The organism is Vibrio mytili, from assembly GCF_000830505.1.
GTDB lineage: Bacteria > Pseudomonadota > Gammaproteobacteria > Enterobacterales > Vibrionaceae > Vibrio > Vibrio mytili.
The window spans coordinates 51,430-74,495 of sequence record NZ_JXOK01000036.1 but is presented as its reverse complement, the minus strand read 5'-3'; the positions used below and the strand labels follow the sequence as shown (position 1 = coordinate 74,495).

Below are 23,066 nucleotides of genomic sequence, written 5' to 3'. Positions count from 1 at the left end.
TAAATTAAAAAGGCTTTGGGGAGCACACCAAAGCCTTCATCTCGAACATCAATCCTGGGGGCTGTTGGCACCCGAGTTTATTCTTCTATCAATAAAATACGAGTTTCGTAAGGTCGTAACACTTGATGATTTGACGCAACCGCGCTCGCTGAGTTTTGATAGTTAGATAGCAAGTTTTTCGCTTTATTCATATCAAAACGGTCTGGCAGTACGCATTCCACCTCTTCACCGTAATAGTTATTAATACACAGCAGCGTTTGTTGGTCGTTTTGGCGAGCGTAAGCAAAAATGCGCTGATGCTCTGGGAGTAAATCTTCATAACGACCATCAGTAATGACAGGCACTTGTTTGCGCAGTTCTATCAAACGTTTGTAGAAGTAAAACACCGAATTCAATTCGGCAACCGCCGCGTCAGCGTTGATATCGGAGTAGTTTTGTGCGATTTCAAGCCAGGGTTTACCTTCTGTAAACCCTGCGTTTTTTTGGCTGTTCCATTGCATTGGCGTACGCGAGTTATCGCGTGACTTTTGCGCCAAAATCGCCATCATGTCCTCGTGCGCGACACCATCTCGGTTGACCATGATGTCGTACATGTTCGTGCTTTCAACATCGCGGTATTGACAAAGGTCGGTGTAACCCGGGTTAGTCATACCAATCTCTTCACCTTGATAGATGTACGGTGTACCTTGCATCATATGTACCGATGCTGCCAACATCTTCGCAGACTCCACACGGTATTGTTGATCATCGCCCAGTCGACTAACGACGCGCGGCTGGTCATGATTACACCAGAACAACGCCCCCCATCCTTTACCATTCAATCCGGTTTGCCAATGATTAAAGATTTGCTTTAACTGAATGAAATCAAACGGTGCTTTCGTCCATTTATCACCATTTGGATAATCCACTTTCAGGTGATGGAAGTTGAACACCATAGACAGCTCTTTTCCGTCTAATGAAGAGTATTGCTGGCAGTGCTCAAGCGTGGTGGAAGACATTTCACCCACCGTAACGCTGCCATACTTTTGAAATACCGCGTCACTAATTTCTTGCAGGTATTCGTGTACACGAGGACCGTCAGTATAGAAACGACGGCCATCACCACGGTGATCATTAGGGAAATCTTGCTGCTTTGAAATCAGATTGATAACGTCTAGGCGGAAACCATCGACGCCCTTCTCAGCCCAAAATCTGATCACATCTTTAACTTCCTCGCGCACTGCTGGGTTTTCCCAGTTCAAATCCGCTTGTTCTTGAGCAAAAAGGTGTAAATAGTACTGGCCTGTCATTTGATCCAGCTCCCACGCACTGCCACCAAACTTCGATTGCCAATTATTAGGTTCCGCGCCATTGACCGGATCTTTCCAGATGTAATAATCGCGATATGGACTGTTTTTGTCGCCCAGTGCAGATTGGAACCAGTGATGCTCAGTTGACGTGTGGTTGACAACGATGTCCATGATGATACGAATGCCTAGCAGATGCGCTTCTGCCAGCAAGGTATCAAAATCATCCATAGTGCCGAATTCTGGATTGATCGCGTAGTAATCGGAAATATCGTAACCGTTATCAACCATCGGAGATTGATACACCGGAGTTAGCCAAATCGCATCCACTCCCAAATGCTTTAGATAATCCAGCTTAGAAATGATCCCTTTAATGTCGCCCGTGCCTTTACTGCCGCTGTCACAAAAGCTTTTTGGGTAAATTTGGTAGATGGTTGCGGTTTTCCACCAGCTTCCATCTTGCTTGGTCATAGCCATGTCTAACACTCACTTACCAATTAAAATTTTAAAAAGAAAAAACAAATAAAAGAGATAGAGGAAGGCAGCCAAGTGACTGCCTTAAATCGAATTACGCACTGGCCGCTTCAAGCTCACCTTTTGCCTGAGCACGCTTATAAAGAATTAACGTTAGTGCAGCAGGCACCACCATCGCAACAAGCATCGCTAGAGCAAAAATACCCCAAAACTGTGGCTGGATAGACAAAATACCCGGCAAACCGCCCACACCAATACCGTTCGCCATCACTCCCGCACTACCACAGATTGCAGCAGCACAAGCACTACCAATCATTGCGCTTATCATCGGGAACTTGTATTTCAGGTTGATGCCGTACATGGCAGGCTCTGTCACACCAAGATAGGCAGAGATTGCGGCTGGCACTGAAATTTCACGTTCATCTTGCTTTCTACTAATGATAATGATGCCAACCACTGCCGATGCTTGAGCAATGTTTGATAACGCAATCAAAGGCCAAATCGGCGTGCCACCAAGCTCTTGCATCAACTGCAAGTCCACGGCGTTTGTCGTGTGGTGGATACCTGTAATCACCAGCGGTGCATACAAGAACCCAAAGATGGTTGAACCGATCATCGCAAAGTCACCCGTCATGGCTGCTTTCGCTGCGAAGGCGACACCATCACCTAGCATGCGGCCGAATGGACCAATGATTGAATGCGCTAAAATGACAGCAACAATAAGGGAAACAAATGGCACCACAACGAGGTACAAATAAGAAGGAATGATGCGTTTTAAGCGTGTTTCAATAAACGCTAATGCCATACCAGCTAACATCGCCGGAATGACCTGTGCTTGGTAGCCGACCTTCTCTATCACAAACAACCCAAAGTCCCACACTTCCGGAACTTGCTTACCAATTAAGTACGCATTCATTAACTGCGGCGAAACCAACGTGACACCGAGCGTGATCCCTAGTATCGGTGTACCACCGAGCTTTTTCACCGTTGACCAGCACACACCAACGGGGAGGAAGAAGAAAATCGCCTCGCCGATTAACCATAAGAATGAATGGACGGTCGCCCAAAACTGACTGATTTCGGTAAGCGTTTGGCCATCAAACATTTTGATGTCGCCTATTACGTTACGGAAACCAAGAATCAAACCACCAGTAATGATCGCAGGCAGCAATGGGACAAAAATTTCTGCAAGATGGGAAATACCACGCTCTATGATATTCATATTTTGACGAGCCGCGTTCTTAGCTTCGTCTTTGCTGGCTTCGCTTTTACCCGTCAGTTCAATCAGCATTTTATAGACATCATCGACTTCAGTGCCGATAACCACTTGGAACTGACCAGCGTTAGTGAAGCAACCTTTCACCATACTCAACGCTTCCAACTGTTTTGTGTCCGCTTTGTCGGTATCGTTTAGAACAAAACGCAAGCGAGTTAAACAGTGGCTGACACTGGCAATGTTGTCCGGCCCACCGACCAACTCAACAAGACGCTCCACGTCTTTACGCGCAATCTTACTCATAACTTTGTCCACCTTGGATTAGATACATTGAATTCATCTTTTTATTGTTATTAATGGGAACATTCCCACTCGATAGTTTTAATAGTGCCACTCGAAGAATAAAAACAAAATGGGAACAGTCCCATTAATTGAGAATGATCACAGTCTAATTTTAGATCAGAACGTTGGAGACGAGATTAACGACAGATAGGTTGTTGTGTGAAATGAACGACCTTATCATATCCATTCAATTGATTAATAAGCATTTTTGCAGATTTCTCTCCTGCAAGAGAGTAACCTGGGTCAACACTAAAAACATTGGGAAATAGGAAAGAAAGCAACTCGTTGCCACCCACACCGGTCACGACCACGTCTTCACGACCTAGCTCTTGAAGACGTTTGAGGACACCCAACGCAATAGTATCACTCGCGCAAACAATAGCTTGAGTATCCGGTGCTAATACGTTCTCGACCAATCGATAAGCACTTTCATGGCTTAGCTTACCAGTTTGAAAACAAGGGGTAAGCTGCTTGCGCTGGCACCAAGCCTTATAAGCATTTAAACGAATTAGACCTGTGGTCTTGTCCTCTGGGTCAACCCCCATGTAGGCAATTCGAGACAACGATTGATTTTCAAGATGAGACAACGCCATCTCTATCACACCTTGATTATCATAGTTAATCGAAGACACCTCATCGGTATCCATCGCAATCACCACGATACGATTCCCCCATTCAGCTAGGGCTTGTTCATCACATCCGGTAAAACCAAATACGATAACACCATCAACATTGCGACGCTTGAGTACGCTTAAGTGCTCGTTGGTTTTATCACGATCAAACTGGCTCTCCATGATCACGACATCGTATCCCGCCGAATACAACGCATTGAGCATGGTACCAACAGCGCGGTTTTCCGACGGCGAATCGAGGCGAGAGATAATTACACCGATAACTTTTTGGCTCCCCCCACGCATTGATTGCGCTGACTTGGATGGTACATAGCCTGACTCACGAATGATTTGCTCAACCTTCTCTCGCGTTTGTGGTTTTACTTTTGGATCATTGGTGAGAACACGACTTACCGTCGATTTACCGACGCCAGCCAGTTTAGCGATATCGAGTATGGTGAGTTTTTTGCTCATAGGTGACTGAATCAAGATAGTGGATAATTAGATGGTTGAACTTTAACAGCAATAAAGTAAAAGAGAAGCAAACGCTTCTCTAGCATATGAAATGGTACAAACTATCTGTTTAGATAAGCGGGTACGTCTGCAACGCTATCAAGTACAACCGTTGCAAGCGCTTCCCCTTGTTCTGTGATTGGTTTGCCAGTACGAACCAAGATTTTTGTTCCCACACCAGCGGCCTCGGCAGCCATCATGTCTTCGGCTTTGTCACCGATCATAACCGACTTTGCCATATCAATTTTCAAGAAATCACGAGCTGAAATAAACATGCCTGGCTTTGGCTTACGGCAGTCACAATCTTGTTTGTACTCACCAATGCCATGCTCAGGATGGTGTGGACAGTAATAGATACCATCAAACTCAACACCATGATCGACAAAGTTCCAGTCCATCCACTGAGTCAAAGACAAGAAACGATCTTCACTGAACTTACCGCGTGCAATACCTGATTGGTTAGTTACCAGCACCAACAGGTAGCCCTGCTCTTTCAGCGCTTTTGTTGCTTCAAACACACCTTCGATGTACTCAAAATCATGCTCATCGTGAACATAGCCGTGGTCAACGTTAATTACGCCATCACGATCAATAAAAACAGCGGGTTTTGCCAAAACGTATTTCTCTATTTACTCAGTTTTATCCGATTATTACATACCTTATAAACTTCAACACTATCTAATTCAGCGTCTTTCCAAGCAAAATTTACGCTGCTTCAGCAAAGAATCGTTGCATCATGGGCGTTGCCGTTGGTTCTCTTTACCTGGAGCGAAGGTCACCTCATTTTCAGTAAATTACACCCACTAGTTTTAGACGTCTAGACGTAAAAATACCTATTGACTTCGATCAAGTTAACCCATAGCATCTACTAAAAATTGAGATAGAGCTCAAAATTTAGTTCTGTCAAAAGCCGTTTTTGACAATGAAGTTCCCCATATCTCTGTGCAGGTTGAAACATGATAGAAATAAAAGAAGTCAACAAAGTGTTCTATCAAGCAGTAAAGAAATTCTTGCCCTGAAAGACATTAACCTACATATCGCCAAGGGCACCATCTTTGGAGTCATCGGCTCTTCAGGTGCCGGTAAAAGTACACTGATCCGTTGTGTGAATATGTTGGAAGCACCGACTTCTGGCTCTATCATTGTCGATGGTATAGACCTAACTCAATTAAGTAAAAAGCAGTTGGTAGAAACACGCCGCAACATTGGCATGATCTTTCAACATTTTAACCTGCTGTCATCGCGAACCGTATTTGACAATGTCGCGCTTCCACTAGAGCTCGCAGGGAAAGAGAAAGCACTAGTCAGTGAGAAAGTGACCGAGCTGCTTAAGTTAGTCGGCTTAGAAGACAAACATGAGAGCTACCCTTCAAACTTGAGTGGTGGTCAAAAACAACGTGTCGCAATCGCTCGAGCATTAGCGTCTGACCCAAGCGTGCTACTTTGTGATGAAGCCACCAGCGCACTTGACCCCGCGACAACTCAATCGATTCTTGAGCTGTTAAAAAAAATAAACCGTCAGCTTAACATCACCATCTTGCTGATCACTCATGAAATGGAAGTGGTAAAAAGCATCTGTCACGAAGTAGCGATCATTGGTGGTGGCGAATTAGTAGAGAAAGGTACGGTTGGCGACATTTTCGCTCATCCAAAAACAGAACTTGCCCACGAATTTATTCGCTCGACTTTAGATCTATCGATTCCTGAAGATTATCAAGCACGGCTGCAATCGCAGCGTGTTCAAGGCAGCCATCCACTGGTTCGTCTTGAGTTTACTGGCGCAACGGTGGATGCTCCGCTGATGTCACAAATTTCACGCAAGTACAATATCGACGTCAGTATCCTGAGTTCTGATCTTGATTATGCCGGTGGCGTTAAATTCGGCATGATGGTCGCAGAGTTATTTGGTAATGAAGAAAACGACAACGCAGCGATTGAGTACCTGCGTGATCACAACGTGAAAGTAGAGGTGCTTGGTTATGTCCTTTAATACGATTTCTGAATGGCTAAGTCTCAATAGCACGCTTCTTCTTGGCGCGACATGGGAAACCCTTTATATGGTCGCGGTTGCGGGTATTGTTGGTTTTGCTGTCGGTATTCCTTTAGGTGTGATTCTGCATATCACCAAAAAAGGTGGGCTGTTAGAAAACACCAGACTCAATGGTTCATTAGGTGCCATCGTCAACATCGGCCGCTCAGTTCCATTCCTTGTTTTGATGGTAGCCATTATTCCGGTGACGAAAATGTTGGTTGGTACCTTTATTGGTACCACTGCTGCTATCGTACCATTAACCATTGGTGCCATTCCTTTTGTCGCGCGTCTTATTGAAGGTGCGTTGTTGGAAGTGCCTTCTGGATTGGTGGAAGCTGCACAATCTATGGGCGCAACGCCAACACAAATCATTACAAAAGTCCTGCTACCTGAAGCAATGCCGACTATTGTTAACTCAGTGACGATAACACTCGTTACTCTGGTGAGCTATTCCGCAATGGCTGGTACAGTCGGTGGTGGTGGCTTAGGCGACGTAGCCATTCGATATGGTTTCCACCGCTACGATGTCACCATCATGGCCGTTACCGTTGTGATGCTCATTGTTCTAGTACAAATCATTCAATCAATCGGTGACGCAGTGGTACGCCGCGTAGACCACAGATAAGCATTTAATTTAAATAATTATAAGGAGATACAGATGAAACTTGGCCTTAAAAGTCTTTTGACTATCGTTACAGCGGCTTCCGCTCTTGTTCTCGCTGGCTGCGGTGATAAAGAAGTAGACCTAAACAAAGTGAAAGTTGGCGTTATTGCTGGCGCTGAAGCACAAGTTGCAGAAGTGGCAGCCAAAATTGCAAAAGAGAAATACAACTTAGATGTTGAACTAGTGACGTTCACTGACTATGTAACACCAAACGCAGCACTGGATGACGGTTCTGTTGATGCAAATGCATTCCAACACAAGCCATACCTAGACAAGCAAATGGAAGACCGTGGTTACAAACTGGCTATCGCGGGTAACACCTTCGTCTACCCAATTGCTGGTTACTCAAAGCAAGTAAAATCTGTTGATGAAATTCAAGATGGTGCACGTATCGCGGTACCTAACGATCCAACAAACCTAGGCCGCTCTTTGCTGCTACTTGAGCAACAAGGTCTGATTGAATTACGTGAAGGTGCTGGTCTACAAGCAACCGTACGCGATATCGTTGCAAACCCTAAAAACATCGAAATCATTGAGCTTGAAGCACCACAACTGCCACGTTCACTGGATGATGTAACGCTATCAATCATCAACACTACGTACGCAAGCTCAATTGACCTTTCTCCAGAGCGTGATGGCGTATTCGTCGAAGATAAAGAGTCTCCATACGTGAACCTTATCGTTGCTCGTGAAGAAAACGTTAACGCTGAAAACGTACAAAACTTCGTAAAAGCTTACCAAACGGAAGAAGTTTACGAAGCAGCCAAAGAGCTATTCAAAGGCGGCGTAGTGAAAGGTTGGTAATCCAACTCGGCTAACAAAGCGCAAAATAAAAGGGCTGATGTGAACACATCAGCCCTTTTCCATTTTGTGGGTGGTTCAAAATAGACTTCAGCTAGATAAACCTACCAAGTACTATTTAATATGATCCCAAGAAATGTTCGATACGATTCTGCAGTCATCACACTTAAAATGAAAAATATCATGCATTGGCTCTTCCAGTAACCAGTCTCCACCACACTTCGGGCACTTACGTGCTTTTTCACTCTCTAAAGACTGGCCGCCCACACGGTATTGATAGTAATAGGTTGGAATTTTCGTGATGTACTCAATACGTCCTCGTAAATCCCATCCTCGGCGGAAAAGCACACTGTCGGCATCGCAAATCTCATGTAACGCCGCGTGTTCTGCTCGACAGCCTCCCGCCATTTGCAGTTCATCACATGCCTGCCATTCGGTTTGCCACTTCACCACCGCTTTGTGATCGCCATTTAAGGTCGGCTCATTGCGGTATAACGGAATCGGCAGCAAGGTGTCGCCACTTCGTAGCGGTGAGCAAGTATGAACATACGTCGTGTACAGTACCTGCCAACTAGGTTGCTCATCCTCAGCGGCCTGTTCCGAATTTAAGTCTCGGCCAAGCAAACGCATTTTTGGCGCAAGTAATGACGCTTCGGACAAACGATTCATGCACACTTTGACAAAATCGGAATGATAACGCGGATGCAAACTGTCTTGCTCAGGACAAACTACACGAACAAAAAACTCACCATCCCCCATCACGATAGGAAACTCTCGCCCCAGTACCTGACCGTTATAACGCAACGCATCCATTAAACCGTTGATGGCTTTATCAACCGCACTTACGGTCGTATTATCGAAACATTCAAACTGTAATTCAACGACATACATGCTTATACTACGACCTCGAGATTATTAAGAAACTCACTGACGTTATTTGCCAACACATCGCGTTGAGACGTACCTAGACGCTCCAAAATTACGTTCCCGGTCAGGTTGCAGATAGACACCACATCTAACTCGGCATCGGTTGCGGCAATAAATACTGTAGGCTTCAGCTTGAGACGACGTTGAGTGACCAAATGACCCAGAATATTTTCTTGCAGACGATCAAAGTCATCATCACTCCACACCTGAAGTAACGTTAGAGGGTTTCCATCCCAAGCCGCTTCCATATCCGCACTGTATTGAAAGCCATAAAAGTCTTTAATGTCATCATGCAGCGCCAGTTCAATAGCGTTTTCAACATTGGTAAAGTCCGCCATTTCTTCACGAGGAAATGCTTTCCACAATACCACCCCGTCACGTCGTTCTTCGACACATGGAGAAACAAGTTCAGCAAGCTCTTCACTGCGTGGCAATTCTTGGTGGGCATTTTGCCAAGCTTGTTGGTAGCGCAGGCTGAAATCTTGTAGTGCCTGAGTCACGGTTTGGGTCATGAAGGTCTCCTCATCTAGATAGCAATTAGTCAGCGGATTCAGTAAAATTCTCGCCATTCTAATCGAAAACGACCACAAAGTATGAGCAAATATTCAGACGCGAAAGAGCTAGCTGGCCTAACCCTCGGTAAAAAAACCGAATACTCGAACCAATATGATGCTAGCTTGTTGCAACCAGTACCTCGCAGCCTAAACCGTGACGACCTACAGTTAGGCGATGAGCTGCCATTTGTTGGTCACGACATCTGGACGCTTTACGAGTTATCTTGGCTCAACAGTAAAGGGTTACCTCAAGTCGCGGTAGGGGAAGTCTACATTCCGGCAACCAGTGCGAACTTAATTGAATCGAAATCCTTTAAGCTGTATCTCAACAGCTATAATCAAACCCACTTTGCTAGCTGGGAAGCCGTGGCTGATCGCCTGACGCAAGATCTATCTGAATGTGCCGGTGAGCAAGTGTTTGTGGAAGTGAACCCTGTCACCCATTATACCAACCAACCGATAGTAACAATGGCTGGTGAGTGCATTGACGATCAAGATATCAACATCACTAATTATGAATTTGACCCGACACTACTCGAAGGCGCTGCTGGCAAAGCGCATGTCGAAGAGTCACTTCACAGTCACCTATTAAAGTCTAATTGTTTGATTACCAATCAGCCGGACTGGGGCAGCGTGGAAATTCACTACCAAGGCGCGAAAATTGACCGCGAGAAACTGCTGCGATACATCGTCTCGTTCCGTGAGCACAATGAGTTTCATGAACAATGTGTCGAGCGTATTTTTACCGACCTAATGAAGTATTGCCAACCAAGCAAGTTAACCGTATTTGCACGATATACACGTCGTGGCGGTTTAGACATCAACCCTTACCGCTCAACAGAGCAAGACAAACCCACGCATAATCATCGCATGGCTCGTCAGTAAGCGGCTGTTAAGTCCAGCAATCAATTGGATTGCTGGACGTTTTTATTTCCTAGGCATGGTATTATATCGATTCATTTTAACGGTGTGCACGACAGTAATGCCCATCGCAAGGTGTATGTTCAACTCACTCAAGATAACTTGAGAAGTCAGCCAGATCTCAACCAGTTCGAGGGAACGAAAGGATGTTTTGCGACAGTTCGCGTTTATTAAAGCTTATTGGTTTATGTTGTGTGTTGCTAACACACCCCCTTCACGCGACCATTTTATCGACCTCTTTGCTGAAAGAAGCACAGCAACTGACAGAAATAGAACCCGCGCAAGCCAAACAACTGGCGAAAAACTACCTCGACCAACGTGAGTTGTATAAACCGAACGACAGTGATAACCCATCAGCGATGTCTCGCGAGGAGACCGACCGAAACATTCGCACACCGAGCAGCACCATTGAAGCGTATCAAATTATCGCGCAAGCCAACTACAAGCTAGGCAACGTACGTGCTGCGATTGAAATCCTTGATGATGCCCAAAACCTCGCCACCCAATATCAATTGTCGTATATGGAGTTAGATGTCCAATTGATGCGCAATCAAATGGTTTGGATGTATGACAAAAACTATGACAAAGCAGAAGATAGACTCAACCAAATCGAAAAATCGCTCGACGAGCCTGAGGTCATGTTACCGAGAGAAGAAAATGTTCGCTATAGCCTTACGATGCAACGTGCATTGCTGGAATCGCATCGTGGTGATGTAACTAAGGCTGAGCAGCTGTACGCTCAAGCGAAAAAGCAACTAGAAACCAATCGCTCTGATGCTACGCTCATTGATTATTACACCACGGTTGGGCAGTTTTATCTTACAAACAAAAAATACAATCCAGCCTTGACCGAGCTTCTTTATGGTTACTGGCTATCTATAGAAGCAGACAGTGGGGCCAGACTGGCAAAAGTTAATCGTTTACTGGCAAGATTGTTTCAGGAGCGCCGAGTCTACGATAAAGCCATCGAATATTTATCGCAGGCAGCGGACTTTTACGATAGTTACCCTAACTCTCCGATTCTTGCAGACTCCCTTGAAAAAATGGGCGATATTTATTACTACCAAGGCAAATACAACCTTGCATTGGTGCATTACTTCAATGTGCTCGATCATGAGAGCACCAGCAAATATTTAGAACGAATGATCAAGATTCGTCTTAGTCTCGCCGCCACCTACCTTCAGCTCTATAACTATACTCTTGCTGAGCAATACTTGGATCGCGCGACAGAGTTGCTTGAATACGCAAGTTTGCCAAGCCTAGAAGCTCGAGCTGCCCTACTTCGTTCGGGTCTGGCCTATCATAAAAATGATAGCAAAGGCGTGATAGAGCATGCCAATAATGCTTTAGAGTTCGTTGGCCAATCGCAGCCTCAGGATAACTTTACCAAGCAACAATCCTATCTCTATTTAGCGCTTGGTTACGAGCAAGCAAACGACTATAAATCGTCCCTTGATGCCTATAAAAAGTACACCCATTTGGTCAAACTTGAGCAGGCACAGCTCAACCAAATAAGTGAAGACGCATTCCGTCAACAGAAAGAATTTGCTGAGCAAAAGATTCACTATGTAGGTCAGTCAGAACGCCTGAAACAAGTGGAGACCGAACATCGTAAATTTCAGAAGATTTCTTTTGCTCTGTTTATTACCGTGCTGGTGATGTTTTTGTTCATCATGCGTCGTGGTGTCGTGATGCAACGCCAAACGAGTCAAATAGAAAAGCTGCGTAATGACCTATTTACTCATTCTCGTTCACGTCTAAACAATCTACGCATGCTCAATGTGAAACTGTCTCGTTCATTGAAAAAATCAAGTGATACCTTTGAACAGTGGCAGATCGGAGAGTTGATTCATGAACCCCTTAATGATCGCTTACGCTTTGTCATGATCGATTTGCCGTTTTTACGCAGCATGTACGTTCAAAACGGGTATAAAGCAGGATTAGAGTTAGAGCGCGCTTTTGGGGAATTCATGGCAGAAAAAATCCAAAAACCCGCGCGTTTATACCACTTCTCAGATGCAAATTTATTGTACATAGAGCCAAACTCTGATCGTGATGCACCCGCTGAGGAAATGTTCGATAAATTCCAAACTTGGGTCGACGAGTTTGCACAGCAGCATGATATCAATCGCGTCATCCGTATCGGGATCAGCGATTACCCATTCTTGCCACGTGCTTATACCGCAATCAATGACGAAGAGTTGCTCGATTTACTTCTTCTCGCGACACACATTGCACGTGAAATAAGTCTAAAAACGAAGCAAAGTCACTGGGTTTTCTTAAAGGCTATAGAAAATGCACCAGCGGCGAGCTTTGCAACAGGGGACATAAGAACGGCATGCCGACATGCTATTGCCCAAGGCCTGATAAAAATTCATTCGTCTTACAAGAATGAGGAAGACATCAAGAATATCTTAAAAAGTGGATAATTAACGTCGCCATACGATGAATAACTAATGACGCTATCATGTTTTTTGTTATTATCGAATTCATAGTAGTCGTAAATGGATTTAATCGTCGTCACTCAATATGGGTATTTTAAAGTCCGATATACAATCACAGCTTCATCAACTGAGTTGTCAACTAGACGAGCTCAGGTTGACGCACCGTGATAGTTCGCTCAAATTTAGAAGAGAGCAACAGGTTCTAAAGCGCATCGTGCTTCTCTGTCTTCAGCTTGCCAAGGATCAAATCCGCAGGTATCTCAATACTTGCTTGAAATCCAACATGATCTAAAGCGTAAAACGGATATCAGCACGCTTATTCCACGCTTAGCCGTATTGGAAAGAATGCTCAAGCAACAATCCCAAACGACACAAAAACAGCACAGCTATCTTAACGAACAAATCAAATGCAGTGGCGAGACTCTACAACGGATTACGGGTTTGCCCGCTCAGCTTAAGCGCGAATTACGTCACTTATTGAACCTGTCTGATTCCCTTTCAGGGAAGCAAGCCGATCAAGCAACAAAACTGCTTAGCATTTATGAGCGCGCAATTAAGATCATCACTTCAAATTCCCGCCTACAGCTAAATGAGTTTGAAAATGATCCAGATAAGTCGCAGCTTGAACATTTGATTAGCGACCTTCAACACACCATTACCGAGTTAGATTTCGAAGGAGAGTCTGGAGATAAACTGCTCGACATTCGAGCTAAACTCTTGCTTAGTGTTAATGCGGAGTCACTCATTGAGCTGACCCTATCCACGCTCAGACTCGTCGTAGAGGCAACAAAAGAGGAACGTAAAGCCTCCGGTCAGTTTTTAGATCAGTTGAATTCGGCCTTAGCGAGCAATCTGAAAACGGTCCATCAAAACGTCGACCAACATCATAGCTATTTTGAGCATCGGCAAGAGCTAAACTCAGAAATGAACAGTTTGCTCGAACGAGCACAAGAATCGCTTAATCAAACTAAAGGGGTAGATGAGCTCAAACAAGATGTTGCCCCACTCTTAGCTCAAATGGCCTCACTTTCTGAACGCTTGCAAATGACGCAAGAGCGTGAGCAAGCACTTCAAGAACGCTTGATATACAGTAAAAATCAATTAGAAGCCGTATTTGAAAGCACTCAGGACTACCGCCGCCGCTTGGATGACCAAGCACAGCGTATGTTGCTCGATCCTCTAACCAAAGTGTACAACCGCACCGCTTTTAACGATCGCTTAGAACTAGAATACCGCCGCTGGGTTCGCTCACAAAACAATCTGCGTGTGGTTTTGTTTGATGTCGATCGTTTCAAGATGATCAATGATAGCTACGGCTATAGTGCCGGAGATAAAGCACTCAAAATCATTGCACGTAACATTAACAAATGCGCGGCTAAAACTGAAACCGTTGCCCGCTTTAGCGGTGAAGAGTTTATCCTCCTCATTCCGGAACAGACAGAAGAATACACGTTAGATCTGATAAAGAAAATACAACATAATATCAGCCAGCTACCGTTCAAATTTCGTGAACAGAATATCGTCATAACTTTGACAGCGGTATCCACGTCGTTCAAAGAAGCCGACTCCCCCGCACTAGTGATAGACCGACTTGGTCAAATGCTCAATGATGCTAAAAGTCGCGGTAAAAACCAACTCAGTTGGAGTTAAGCAGCACGTTCTAACTCGGTCAGTGTTACCAAAAGCGCTCAAATAACAACCAAACAGCAACGTTATTCTATTCATCCAGTTTATAATCAACGTCTTATCACATATTACTGCTTTCATTCTGCTAAGCTGTAACTATTCGTGTGATGAAAACACCTCTACATAGTGATAACCAATACCATACTAACAGAACCACTCGATCACTCAGTGAAGTCAGCACTTTCCCCCAAATAAGAACAATCATAAGGAGGCGCTATGATTACCCATATCAGCCCCAAAGGAAGCATGGACTTGCTATCCCAGCTAGAAGTTGAACGCTTAAAGAAAACAGCCTCTAGCGATATTTATCAGCTTTATCGCAACTGTACCTTAGCGGTATTAAACTCCGGCAGTCACACCGACAACTCGAAAGAACTCCTAGACCGTCACCAATCATTTGATGTCGAAGTCGTCAGGCGAGAACGTGGTATTAAGCTGGAACTGACAGACCCACCAGAGCATGCTTTCGTTGATGGAAAAATCATCAAAGGGATTCAGGAGCACTTGTTTTCGGTCTTGCGCGACATTGTGTATGTCAATATGCACTTGGCAGACAGCCAGCGTTTAAACCTCACCAACCCAATTCACATCACCAACTTAGTGTTCGGTATTCTGCGTAATGCAAGAGCCCTGACGCCAGGTATTGCGCCTAACCTTGTGGTGTGCTGGGGTGGTCACTCGATTAACGCGGTTGAATACCAATACACCCGTGAAGTCGGTAACGAGTTGGGATTAAGGGAGCTGAACATTTGTACTGGTTGCGGTCCTGGTGCGATGGAAGGACCAATGAAGGGAGCGGCAATAGGTCACGCCAAACAGCGCTATACTCAACAACGATACCTAGGGCTTACGGAACCATCGATCATCGCTGCTGAGCCACCCAACCCGATCGTCAACGAACTGGTTATCATGCCGGACATCGAAAAGCGCTTAGAAGCGTTTGTACGAATGGCGCACGGTATCGTCATCTTCCTGGTGGGCCTGGCACTGCGGAGGAACTCCTGTATTTACTCGGTATTATGATGCATCCAGACAACGCCGAACAGCCAATGCCAATTGTATTGACCGGCCCAAAAGAAAGCGAAGATTACTTCCGGTCCATTGATGAATTTATTCGTGATACTCTCGGTGAAGAAGGGCAAAAACACTATCAAATAATTATCGATAATCCCGCAGAAGTGGCGCGAATAATGAAGCGTGCAATGGAAGATGTTCGCCAGTACCGCAAAGAAAAAGGCGACGCATACAGCTTTAATTGGTCACTAAAAATTGAGCCTGAGTTCCAGTTACCATTTACGCCAAATCATGACTCTATGGAACAACTGGATCTCAACCTAGGCCAAGCACCTCAAGTACTGGCCGCAAACTTACGTCAAGCCTTCTCAGGCATTGTCGCTGGGAACGTCAAAGCAGAAGGCATTCGTGAAATCGAGTCTCGCGGGCCATTTACGATTAATGGTGATCCCGTCTTAATGAAGAAACTAGACAAATTATTACAGGATTTTGTCGTCCAACACCGAATGAAGCTACCGGGTGGATCTGAGTATGAACCTTGTTATCGCATTGCTCATCCAGAAATTGAAGGTCGATAGTCACGCTAGCATTCGTTACACTAGGGGCATTACGCCCCTTTTTTATTGCTAAGTCATTATGTCTATTCATCTTGTTATTATCGATGCGCTAAACCTGATCCGCAGAGTACACTCTGCTCAGCCCGATCCTACCGACATAGCAAGAACCATTACCACAACCCAAAGAACGCTCTCTCGCATCCTGTCAGAAGCTAACCCGACGCATATCATTGCTGTGTTTGATCATCACGAGCAAGACAGAGGTTGGCGCGCAGATCTACTTCCTGACTACAAACAAAACCGTAAGCCAATGCCAGAGCCGTTATTACAAGGTTTAGATAGTATTCAGCAAGCATGGTGGGAACAAGGCATTGACTCATTATTGTCCGATGGTGACGAAGCCGATGATCTGGTCGCGACATTGGCAACCAAAGTGGCCAGTCACGGAGAAAAAGTGACTATCGTCTCTACTGATAAAGGTTACTGTCAGCTGTTATCTCCTACGCTTCAAATCCGAGACTACTTTCAACATCGCTGGTTAGATGAGCCGTTTATCGACAAAGAGTTTGGCGTAAAACCGAGTCAACTGGCAGATTATTGGGGATTAACCGGTATCAGCTCTAGTCAGGTACCCGGTGTACCAGGGATTGGACCGAAGGCAGCAAAAGAGATACTGACTCAGTTTGAAGATATTGAAACGGCTTACGCAAGCAATGAGTTAGCCTCAAAGTACCGCAAAAAATTGGACGAGCACATCGAATCGGCAAGGTTATGTAAGCAGGTGGCCGCACTCAAGTGCGATATCGAACTCGGTTTTAATCTGCAAGATATTCGTTTTACCGGGCCGAACAAGGTGGCGTAGCGAGGCGTATTTGGAAAAGATATGGCGATTGATATCGTCGTATCTCCAGTGTCACGTCCAATAAATGAAAAAAGCGCCAGTATGTGCCGGCGCTTTTTACATGATTTGTGTTTCAACCAATCAGTGCGGAGAGATATTCGACAAACACTGAATATGGATCGTGATCTCTTCACGGTCATGATATAAGTGCTTAGCTTGCAACTTGAATTTGACTTTGTTTTCAATCAGAAACAGTTTCAAGTTCTCTAGATCTTGCAGCACTTCGTCGTAGCGACCTTTCATTGGCAACTTGAGATTAAATATTGCTTCTTTTGCCCACCCTTTGAGCAACCATTGGCCCATCAAGTGCGCCACACGTGCAGGCTTTTCAACCATATCACAAACGATCCAAGTTACATTCTTACGGTCAGGTTCAAACTTGAACCCGTCAACCATATGGTGCTTAATCTGGCCCGTTTCCATCAAGCTGTCTGCCATCATTCCGTTATCGACGCAATGAACAAACATCGAGCGCTTCACCAATTGGTAAGTCCAGCCACCAGGACACGCCCCCAAATCCACTCCCCACATTCCAGGCGCCAAACGCTCGTCCCACTCTTCACGTGGAATAAACACATGGAACGCTTCTTCCAGCTTTAATGTTGAACGACTTGGCGCATCCGCTGGAAACTTCAAGCGTGGTATGCCCATAAAAAACTGTGAGTTGTTGTCTGAGTACGAATAACCAACATAACAGTGACCTGGTGCAACGAAGCAAATGTGCAGCACAGGCTTTTTCGCGTTGTCTTTATTCCACATCAACCCTTTACCACGTAATGCTTGTCTCATCGGTACGGTAAACTTGCGGCAGAATTTCAGTAGCTCTTTTGCTTCGTTAGTGTCAGGCGTTTCGATACGCAAATCCCCACAGCGAGGGAAAGCGTCAATATCCGCTAACTCAGTAAGGATCGGGCTAATGCGATCTTCACTTGGTAACGATACGAATTCAGCGGCCACGGCAAACATCTGACGAGCGAAGATCAAAGACTGAAAGTCCAACTCTCTTGCCAATTTGTCTGCATCTCCATCTTGATAACATTCAAAGACAACGTATCCGGCGTTTTTCTTAACACGCGGGAAGCCGAACACTTCCAGTTGCGTCGCTTTGTCCTGAATTTCACCAGCACACTCTTTCTCGAAGCCAGAACGGCAATAGAGCATCAGTTGTTTCACTTGGAGACCTCTTTGATATTAAACGCAGCAAAAAAGAACAGACACCAGCCGATCATAAACATAAATCCACCCATCGGAGTGATAGGACCAAACCACTTGATGCCCGTTAGCGCCAGCGCGTAGAGACTGCCGCTAAAACAAAAGATGCCGATGATAAAGCAAATCGCTGCGATGAAAAAATACTTTTGCGCCTTTTGTTCTAAATTCATTAGCAACAAAAGCCCACAAAATGCGATCGCTAAAGTATGGATGAATTGATACAACACACCGGTCTTAAATACCTCAAGCAAGTACGGCGACAACATGGCTTTTAATCCATGAGCGGCAAACGCACCAAGCGCAACCGAGATGACACCAGATAAACCGGTAAAGGAGAGTAACCACTTACTTTTCACTGTATACCTCGTTAATAAATTCCGCTAAACACTCAACCGCCAGAGTAAGATTTTCCGCTTCAGTAAACCCTGAGCGCTTACGTGGTTTAAAGCTATGGTCACCATCCGGTAAAAAAGTCACGCGAATATGATCCGACAAAGCAAACTCATCGAATTCTTCCTGCTTACCAAATGTGTCGCGCTCACCCTGCAAAATCAGAGTAGGTTTATCTATTATCGCTAGATGTTCACCTTTGTAATTCTCTGGCTTACCAGGAGGATGAAAGGGATAACCTAAACAAGCAACACCTGCGATCAATTCATGGTCGGCTAACAAGCTTGCCATACGCCCTCCCATGGATTTACCACCAATAACAATAGGTTTATCCGTAAAGTGAGTGATCACTTCTTTGTAGGCTTCAAGCAGTTTAGGCGCGCGATCCGGTGGGCGTTTTTTACCATCCTCAGCCCGTTTAATCATATAAGGAAAGTTAAAACGTACGACACGAATTCCCTGCTCGACCAATCCCTTGGCAACAGCTGCCATAAAGTTATGCTCCATGTCCGCTCCTGCGCCATGAGCGAAAATAAACAGCGGTCCGTTCTCGGGGCCTTCCACTAACCAATCACTCATCTAACACTTCCTCTTGCTCTTTTCTTGCAGTGGCTACCATCCAATCACGGAAGGTGGCGATACGGCCCATGTCTGCCTGTTGTTCATGACAAACGACATAAAAAGCGTTTTTCGAAATCAACACCTCATCAAATGGAGCGATAAGTCGCCCCGCCTCCATTTCCGGCTTAGCAAGCACGTTATTCCCCAACGCTACGCCTTGTCCATGCGCTGCTGCTTGCAACACCATGGTTGAGTGACTGAAAATGGGGCCATGATTGACATTAATACCTTCAATGTTGTTCTGACGAGCAAACTGTTTCCAGTCTTTCCTTGAGGTATCATGTAGCAAAGTATGCAACCTTAGATCACTTAGAGATTCTAATGGTTTGTTACCTAAAAGTAACGAAGGTGAACAAAGCGGGATCAAAAACTCTTGGTAAAGTTTTTCCGATCGCAAACCTGGCCAATTACCACGCCCATAGTAAATGGCGACATCGACATCATCCGTCAGAGAGCCTTCATCCATATCCACCGCTTTGATACGAACATCAATATCTGGCTCTTGCGCATTAAAGTCTGCCAAACGAGGCACCAACCATTGGATAGCAAAACTAGGTGGCAAACTGATGGTCAGCGCCCCTTTTTCACTGCGTTCCAACACCTTATCAGTTGCTTCTGCAATTGAAGTAAAAATATCTTTGATGTCCAGAAAGTAGCTTTGCCCCTCTTCCGTTAACAATAAAGAACGGTTTCTGCGACGGAAAAGTTTAAGTGACAAAAACTCTTCCAACGCTTTAATTTGATGACTAACCGCCGCTTGAGTTACAAATAACTCTTCAGCAGCACGGGTAAAACTAAGGTGGCGAGCAGCAGCTTCAAACACACGAAGTGAATTCAAAGGCGGTAATCTGCGAGACATATGGGACCCCAAATAAGATTAGTTTTTTTTATCTGAAACATTATAAAATGTCCATTGTCGAACAGCCAGATAAATTCTATATTTCCCCCCGCAACGCGAGCCAGAACGGCTTGGTTTCTTTTGGAATCAATTGGCTTTGTCGTTGCGATGTTGTGTTTGCAAACTCGTATTTCGAGTTAGGTAGTTTTCTACCGAAGTGTTTTGTCTACTATCCCAAAGACAAAACAGATACTTCCTGTATTTATTTTGACCTGTCTGTCAAATTTCTTGCACCGCCTTTTAGGCGGTGTTTTTTTTATGCGTCAAAAAGCCTCAGCAAACAAAAAAGCGCAAATTGAATGTTCAATTTGCGCTTTTTCATTTCAACCAATCTAGGGGAAGATCAATCTGTCAATGTTTAAGGACGGTACACTTTCACATTGTTGAAGCCTTGCTCTTGCAAATATAGCGCTTGCAAACGGCTCATGACACCACGGTCACAATACAACAGATACGTTTTAGACTGCTCTAAATCACCGAACTGTGTTCCCAGTTTGTAGAAAGGAATGTGTTTCACTTCCACACCGTCAATAACTAACGGGTTGTCATCTTCCTCTTCTGGGCTACGGATATCGAGGACAACCGCATGCTCCTCAACCGCTTGTACCTGCTCGACTTCTGGTGCCGCTTTCTCAGACTCTTTAGCAATATCACGAATATCCATCACGCGCGCTTCTTTCACCACATTGTCTAAGATGCTGAAATCAAATTTCTCTTCTTCTGCTTCTAGCTTCGCTTTTACTGCTTTCACTGTTGGCTTTTTAGAAATCACACCACAGTACTCTGGCATGGTCTTAGCAAAGTCTTCAGTACCAATCTCGCGTGCTAGGTTGATGATGTCTTCTTTATCCCAGTTAATCAGAGGGCGAAGAATCAGCGTGTCTGTCACGTTATCAATATGACGTAGGTTAGTCAGCGTTTGGCTAGAAACTTGACCAAGCGCCTCACCCGTCACCAAGGCTTCAATCTTGAACTTCTCAGCCACCATTCCAGCAGCACGCATGAACATACGCTTCAAGATAACGCCCATTTGCCCATCATCAACTTTCTCTAAAATTTCAGCGACCACGGGTTCGAAATCTACCGAGATAAAACGCACTTTCGCTGAGGAACCGTATTTGTTCCATAGATAGTAAGAGACTTGCTTAACACCGATTTCGTGAGCAGGGCCGCCAAGGTTAAAGAAACAGTAATGGACTTTTGAGCCGCGCTTAATGTGTAAGTAGCTTGATACACCAGAATCAAATCCACCAGAAATCAGACTGAGTAAATCTTCTTGGGTTCCTAGAGGAAAACCACCCAAACCTTTGTGACGCGATAGTACTTGGTTGAGCTTGTCACCAGAAACTTCGACTTTAACCGTCACATCAGGGTTGTGTAGTTTTACGCTTGCGCTTTCTACGGCCTGATTAAGACCACCACCAACATAACGTTCAAGCTCGATCGAGGTGAAGTCATGCTTTCCACGACGCTTAGCTCGAACCACGAAGGTTTTGTTTTCAATTAATGGACGGCTGAGTTCCAGAACTTGCTCGTAGATGTCGTGTAAATCTTTGAACTCTGACTGCTTAACTTCCAAAACATGGTGAATACCAGGTGTGTGGGTTAAGACTTCTAAAACTTCAGCGTGGTATTCGTTACTCTCTGAGGTCACTTCAATGTGATCGCGACGGTTAAATACCGCCACAGATTCCGTGCGATTTTTGATGATATTACGAATGTTACACTCTAAAATCTTTGTGAAGCGCTTACGCACAGATTCACTTTTTACAAAAATTTCTGGATGGGGCTTTACAATAAATTTCATAGTCTAATTCGCAGGTTAGTTTCGCAATCAACAAGAAATGAACTCACAAAACGATATTATATCAATCGAAGCACACGCGAAATGGATACTCAGATCCATACTATGTGATGAGCTCACTTTTAGGGCGCAAGATTATACACCCAAGCGGGTTGGAAAGACAAAAAAAGCGAGCAGTTTGCTCGCTTAATAAATGTACACCACGAGTAAAACCCGCTTACTCACTGAATTACAGGCACTTCATCGCTATAGAGCGGTTCACCTTGCATGATACTGATTTCCACACGTCGGTTTAACGCACGGTTCTCGTCTGAGTCGTTAGGTAACAGAGGTTCAGTGTCCGCCATCCCTCGCACACGTAAACGCTGATGTGAAAAACCTCTGACCTTCTCCATCTCTTGAGCGACGGATACCGCTCGTTGAGAAGAAAGATCCCAGTTAGAACGGTAGAGCTCCGAGTCTAGTGGCCGATTGTCTGTATGACCAGAGATACGAATAATACCGGGAACGTCTTTGACTAACTCCGCTATCTGCCTAACGAGAGGACGAAATTTAGGCTGTAAAAACGCAGAACCTTCCGGAAAGGCGCCTTTCTCACGCATACGAATCACTATCTGTTGCCCTAGGTTTTCTACTTCAATGGCGCCTTGCTCAATCTCTCGCTCCAAAGCCTTCTTGATGCTTTCCATCAAGGTTTCCATCTCTTGTGACGCTTCCTGAGACTGAGATGATGTTTCGGACTGCTGCTGTTGCCTATCCGATTCTGAAGACTGATTATTGCGGGTAGACGTATCAGGTGACTGACCTCCAGTGAGTTTCCCTTCATCTCGCTGGGTACCACCAGCACGATCGGACTCCCCTTCATGAAACTCCAACGTTTGTTGGGTGATGTCCATAGTCTGCTGCATGATGACATCGATGGGTGTCGGCTCAGGTCTTCCCGGTCTAAATTCTTGCGCGATAATGCTGGTGCCTTTGGGGATATCCTTCACTTCAAGTTGGTTTTGCACACCAAACGCGAATTTCATCGATCCCGCGATCTGCTTGAACTTAAGGACATCCATCTCTGAAAATGACAGCAACAAAACAAAGAAACACATCAACAGTGACATTAGGTCAGCAAACGTGCCCATCCACAGCGGGAGACCAGGCGGCGGACAATCACATTTGTTGTCTTCATCATCCATTTTAACTCTCC

General features: G+C 45.0%; 17 protein-coding genes and 3 pseudogenes. 8 read left to right on the top strand and 12 right to left on the bottom strand.

Annotated elements, in window-relative coordinates; translation table 11 throughout:
- Positions 1-77 precede the first annotated feature (77 nt).
- The 4 genes from treC to gmhB form a co-directional block, all read right to left on the bottom strand.
- Positions 78-1,763, bottom strand: coding sequence for an alpha,alpha-phosphotrehalase (gene treC, locus SU60_RS09925; protein ID WP_041155383.1), 1,686 nt, complete (start codon positions 1,761-1,763; stop codon positions 78-80).
- 91 nt (positions 1,764-1,854) lie between these two features.
- Positions 1,855-3,279, bottom strand: coding sequence for a PTS trehalose transporter subunit IIBC (gene treB / locus SU60_RS09920; protein WP_041155382.1), 1,425 nt, complete (start codon positions 3,277-3,279; stop codon positions 1,855-1,857).
- Positions 3,280-3,455: 176 nt separating this feature from the next.
- Positions 3,456-4,403 carry a trehalose operon repressor TreR gene (gene treR / locus SU60_RS09915; protein ID WP_041155381.1) on the bottom strand — a complete coding sequence of 316 codons (948 nt, stop codon included), beginning with the start codon at positions 4,401-4,403 and terminating at the stop codon, positions 3,456-3,458.
- A gap of 101 nt (positions 4,404-4,504) precedes the next feature.
- Complete coding sequence (gmhB, locus tag SU60_RS09910; RefSeq protein WP_041155380.1) at positions 4,505-5,056, bottom strand: D-glycero-beta-D-manno-heptose 1,7-bisphosphate 7-phosphatase; 552 nt, start codon at positions 5,054-5,056, stop codon at positions 4,505-4,507.
- A gap of 342 nt (positions 5,057-5,398) precedes the next feature.
- On the opposite strand from gmhB, the pseudogene metN reads away from it, so the two are divergent.
- The 3 genes and pseudogenes from metN to SU60_RS09895 all read left to right on the top strand — a co-directional run bounded on the left by metN (position 5,399) and on the right by SU60_RS09895 (position 7,942).
- A pseudogene (gene metN, locus SU60_RS09905) lies at positions 5,399-6,432 on the top strand (methionine ABC transporter ATP-binding protein MetN).
- Positions 6,422-7,099, top strand: a complete 678-nt coding sequence (locus tag SU60_RS09900; RefSeq protein WP_041155379.1) for a methionine ABC transporter permease — start codon at positions 6,422-6,424, stop codon at positions 7,097-7,099. Before metN ends, SU60_RS09900 begins: the two are co-directional and overlap by 11 nt.
- A gap of 33 nt (positions 7,100-7,132) precedes the next feature.
- Entirely contained in the window at positions 7,133-7,942 is an 810-nt protein-coding gene (locus SU60_RS09895) for a MetQ/NlpA family lipoprotein (protein ID WP_041155378.1), read from the top strand.
- A 111-nt stretch (positions 7,943-8,053) separates the two neighbouring features.
- On the opposite strand, the gene SU60_RS09890 is transcribed toward SU60_RS09895, so the two are convergent.
- A complete protein-coding gene (locus SU60_RS09890) occupies positions 8,054-8,830 on the bottom strand; it encodes a Zn-ribbon-containing protein (protein ID WP_041155377.1) in 777 nt (258 codons plus the stop codon).
- Positions 8,831-8,832: 2 nt separating this feature from the next.
- A complete protein-coding gene (gene syd, locus SU60_RS09885) occupies positions 8,833-9,378 on the bottom strand; it encodes a SecY-interacting protein (RefSeq protein WP_041155376.1) in 546 nt (181 codons plus the stop codon).
- A gap of 81 nt (positions 9,379-9,459) precedes the next feature.
- On the opposite strand from syd, the gene queF reads away from it, so the two are divergent.
- From queF to xni, 5 genes and pseudogenes are all read left to right on the top strand, one after another.
- Entirely contained in the window at positions 9,460-10,305 is an 846-nt protein-coding gene (gene queF / locus SU60_RS09880; RefSeq protein ID WP_041155375.1) for an NADPH-dependent 7-cyano-7-deazaguanine reductase QueF, read from the top strand.
- A gap of 182 nt (positions 10,306-10,487) precedes the next feature.
- The gene (locus SU60_RS09875) at positions 10,488-12,770 is read left to right on the top strand and encodes a tetratricopeptide repeat protein (RefSeq protein ID WP_041155374.1); all 2,283 of its coding nucleotides are present in this window, start codon (positions 10,488-10,490) and stop codon (positions 12,768-12,770) included.
- A 100-nt stretch (positions 12,771-12,870) separates the two neighbouring features.
- Positions 12,871-14,435, top strand: a pseudogene (locus SU60_RS09870) (GGDEF domain-containing protein).
- 252 nt (positions 14,436-14,687) lie between these two features.
- A pseudogene (gene ppnN / locus SU60_RS09865) lies at positions 14,688-16,063 on the top strand (nucleotide 5'-monophosphate nucleosidase PpnN).
- A 58-nt stretch (positions 16,064-16,121) separates the two neighbouring features.
- Positions 16,122-16,904: a flap endonuclease Xni gene (gene xni / locus SU60_RS09860; RefSeq protein WP_041155373.1), complete on the top strand. Its 783-nt coding sequence runs from the start codon at positions 16,122-16,124 to the stop codon at positions 16,902-16,904.
- A 120-nt stretch (positions 16,905-17,024) separates the two neighbouring features.
- Here the strand turns inward: xni and rlmM are convergent, their stop codons facing one another.
- The 6 genes from rlmM to SU60_RS09830 all read right to left on the bottom strand — a co-directional run bounded on the left by rlmM (position 17,025) and on the right by SU60_RS09830 (position 23,055).
- Positions 17,025-18,116: a 23S rRNA (cytidine(2498)-2'-O)-methyltransferase RlmM gene (gene rlmM / locus SU60_RS09855; protein ID WP_041155372.1), complete on the bottom strand. Its 1,092-nt coding sequence runs from the start codon at positions 18,114-18,116 to the stop codon at positions 17,025-17,027.
- A complete protein-coding gene (locus SU60_RS09850; protein ID WP_041155371.1) occupies positions 18,113-18,511 on the bottom strand; it encodes a DUF423 domain-containing protein in 399 nt (132 codons plus the stop codon). Before SU60_RS09850 ends, rlmM begins: the two co-directional genes overlap by 4 nt.
- On the bottom strand, positions 18,501-19,124 hold the full coding sequence (locus SU60_RS09845; RefSeq protein WP_041155370.1) for an alpha/beta family hydrolase: 624 nt from the start codon (positions 19,122-19,124) through the stop codon (positions 18,501-18,503). The genes SU60_RS09850 and SU60_RS09845 overlap by 11 nt, the downstream gene beginning before the upstream one ends.
- Positions 19,117-20,025, bottom strand: coding sequence for a transcriptional regulator GcvA (locus SU60_RS09840; RefSeq protein ID WP_041155369.1), 909 nt, complete (start codon positions 20,023-20,025; stop codon positions 19,117-19,119). The genes SU60_RS09845 and SU60_RS09840 overlap by 8 nt, the downstream gene beginning before the upstream one ends.
- A gap of 397 nt (positions 20,026-20,422) precedes the next feature.
- Complete coding sequence (thiI, locus tag SU60_RS09835; protein WP_041155368.1) at positions 20,423-21,871, bottom strand: tRNA uracil 4-sulfurtransferase ThiI; 1,449 nt, start codon at positions 21,869-21,871, stop codon at positions 20,423-20,425.
- Positions 21,872-22,089: 218 nt separating this feature from the next.
- Entirely contained in the window at positions 22,090-23,055 is a 966-nt protein-coding gene (locus SU60_RS09830; protein ID WP_041155367.1) for a flagellar motor protein MotB, read from the bottom strand.
- Positions 23,056-23,066: the final 11 nt, after the last annotated feature.

Excerpts from the sequence above, each read along its gene's own strand:
- treC (WP_041155383.1), bottom strand. The coding sequence starts at position 1,763 with ATGGCTATGACCAAGCAAGATGGAAGCTGGTGGAAAACCGCAACCATC.
- treB (WP_041155382.1), bottom strand. The coding sequence starts at position 3,279 with ATGAGTAAGATTGCGCGTAAAGACGTGGAGCGTCTTGTTGAGTTGGTC.
- treR (WP_041155381.1), bottom strand. The coding sequence starts at position 4,403 with ATGAGCAAAAAACTCACCATACTCGATATCGCTAAACTGGCTGGCGTC.
- SU60_RS09900 (WP_041155379.1), top strand. The coding sequence starts at position 6,422 with ATGTCCTTTAATACGATTTCTGAATGGCTAAGTCTCAATAGCACGCTT.
- SU60_RS09895 (WP_041155378.1), top strand. The coding sequence starts at position 7,133 with ATGAAACTTGGCCTTAAAAGTCTTTTGACTATCGTTACAGCGGCTTCC.
- SU60_RS09890 (WP_041155377.1), bottom strand. The coding sequence starts at position 8,830 with ATGTATGTCGTTGAATTACAGTTTGAATGTTTCGATAATACGACCGTA.
- syd (WP_041155376.1), bottom strand. The coding sequence starts at position 9,378 with ATGACCCAAACCGTGACTCAGGCACTACAAGATTTCAGCCTGCGCTAC.
- queF (WP_041155375.1), top strand. The coding sequence starts at position 9,460 with ATGAGCAAATATTCAGACGCGAAAGAGCTAGCTGGCCTAACCCTCGGT.
- SU60_RS09875 (WP_041155374.1), top strand. The coding sequence starts at position 10,488 with ATGTTTTGCGACAGTTCGCGTTTATTAAAGCTTATTGGTTTATGTTGT.
- xni (WP_041155373.1), top strand. The coding sequence starts at position 16,122 with ATGTCTATTCATCTTGTTATTATCGATGCGCTAAACCTGATCCGCAGA.
- SU60_RS09845 (WP_041155370.1), bottom strand. The coding sequence starts at position 19,124 with ATGAGTGATTGGTTAGTGGAAGGCCCCGAGAACGGACCGCTGTTTATT.
- SU60_RS09840 (WP_041155369.1), bottom strand. The coding sequence starts at position 20,025 with ATGTCTCGCAGATTACCGCCTTTGAATTCACTTCGTGTGTTTGAAGCT.
- thiI (WP_041155368.1), bottom strand. The coding sequence starts at position 21,871 with ATGAAATTTATTGTAAAGCCCCATCCAGAAATTTTTGTAAAAAGTGAA.
- SU60_RS09830 (WP_041155367.1), bottom strand. The coding sequence starts at position 23,055 with ATGGATGATGAAGACAACAAATGTGATTGTCCGCCGCCTGGTCTCCCG.